This is a genomic window from Sphingomonas sp., assembly GCF_031361285.1.
In the GTDB taxonomy this organism is placed as follows: domain Bacteria; phylum Pseudomonadota; class Alphaproteobacteria; order Sphingomonadales; family Sphingomonadaceae; genus Sphingomicrobium.
Genome location: NZ_JANMCO010000067.1, coordinates 1 through 1,695, shown reverse-complemented (window position 1 = coordinate 1,695; position 1,695 = coordinate 1). Strand labels below are relative to the sequence as shown.

Sequence of the window (1,695 nt, the reverse complement as noted above, 5' to 3'; positions counted from 1 at the left end):
TTCGACCACGATCAGCCGCCTGGCGGTGCGGCTGGCGGGGCCGGCAAGGTCGAGATTGTAGAGCGTGCGGCCCTTGTCGAAGATCGGCGTGTCGGGGGAATTGAGGTATTTGGGTTCGCCGTCGCCCAAGATGCGGCCGCCGAAGGCGATCACGCGGCCACGCTGGTCGCGGATCGGGAACATCAGCCGCCCGCGGAAGCGGTCGTAGCTGTCGCCGCCATCCTCCGGCTTGATCAGCATGCCGGTCTCGACCAGCTGGTCTTCGCCGAGGCTGGTCAGCGCGGCCTTGAGGCGCAAGCGGCCCTGCGGAGCAAGGCCCAACCCGAAGCGCGCGACCGTCGCGGCGTCGATTCCGCGCTTGGCGAGATAATCGCGAGCGTGGGCGCCATCGAGCCCTTGCAGCTGCTCGGCGAACCATTTCTGCACCGCCCCCATGACGTCGGTCAGGGTCGAGGTCCGCTCGGCCTGGTCGCGGGCGCGCGGGTCGGCGGCGGGGACGTCCATCCCGGCCTTGGCCGCGAGTTCCTTGACCGCGTCCATGAACGGCATGCCGCGGGCATCGGTGAGGAAGCGGATCGCGTCGCCGTGCGCGCCGCAGCCGAAGCAGTGGTAGAAGCCCTTGTCGTCGTTGATGGTGAAGCTCGGGGTCTTCTCCTGGTGGAACGGGCAGCAGGCTTTGAACTCCCGCCCGGCCTTGATCAGCTTGACCGAGGGCGCGATCAGGCTCGACAGCGAGGTGCGGGCGCGCAGTTCGTCGAGAAAGGCGGGGGAAAGACTCACGCTTGATTGCTAGACGGCGCTAGGGCTTTGCTCAACGGTCCATTGCTCAACGGCCTGGGATGGATTCACTTGGGGGGAGACAATCATGAACAACCGGATTTGCATGGTGGCGATGGCCGTTTCGGCCTTGGGGATGGTCGCGTGCCAGAAAGCGGCCAATACGCCGGCGGCTTCGGGCGCGGCGATGATCAGCGAAGCCGAGGCGGGCAAGATCGACGATGCCGCCGAGGCCGCCTGGGCGTCGATGGACGCGGCCAAGATCAAGGCGGTCTATGGCCCCAATATCGTCGGCTTCGACGGCTCGACCCCCGGCCTGGCGCACGACCGCGCGGCGTGGGACAAGTTGCAGGACGCTTTCGCCGCCGCCAAGATCGACAAGATCGTACAGAAAGACCGCGTCATCCAGGTGCTCGATGCCGACACTTTTGTCGTCAGCGGGGTGTTCGACGTGACCAGCAGCGCGTCGCCGCAAAATGCCGTCACGCTGCGCTGCACCGACGTCTTCCAGAAAGCCACGGACGGCAGCTGGCCGGTGGTCAACGAGCATTGCTCGAACACGCCGAAGGGGTGAGGGTTCGGCGGTCGCGTCACGGCGTTGAATTGGAACGCTCTACCGAGCGACTCGCGATAGCCCGAATAACCTGGGTGAAATGTTGACCAAGCAAGTTGAGGCTTGATTCGAAAGGATTCATTCCCTCTGCAAATGCAGTCAATTGCGGCTAATCTGCCTCCGTTCCGAAGCAAGGCGGCAAGAAGACCGCTGTGGCGGATCGATCAGGAGGGGGATGATATGTTGACCAAGATCAGTGGGCTCGCCCGCGCCATCTACATTGTACTCGCGATTGTCACCGCATTTGTCGCCATTGGCGCGCTTGACGTGGCGTTAGTGCTCGTCGTGCTCGGCCTTATCGCCGG

At 64.5% G+C, this 1,695-nt stretch carries 2 protein-coding genes; one reads left to right on the top strand and one right to left on the bottom strand.

Going from position 1 to position 1,695, the window contains the following annotated elements; all coding sequences use genetic code 11:
• The coding region (gene dnaG / locus RMO25_RS06935; RefSeq protein ID WP_309661874.1) for a DNA primase at positions 1-780 on the bottom strand (780 nt) is incomplete at its 3' end.
• Positions 781-865: 85 nt separating this feature from the next.
• Between dnaG and RMO25_RS06930 the strand changes: the two genes are divergently transcribed.
• A complete protein-coding gene (locus RMO25_RS06930; RefSeq protein WP_309661873.1) occupies positions 866-1,351 on the top strand; it encodes a DUF4440 domain-containing protein in 486 nt (161 codons plus the stop codon).
• Positions 1,352-1,695 lie beyond the last annotated feature (344 nt).

Bases quoted from the DNA above. Each gene is read 5' to 3' on its own strand.
- RMO25_RS06930 (WP_309661873.1), top strand. From the start codon at position 866: ATGAACAACCGGATTTGCATGGTGGCGATGGCCGTTTCGGCCTTGGGG.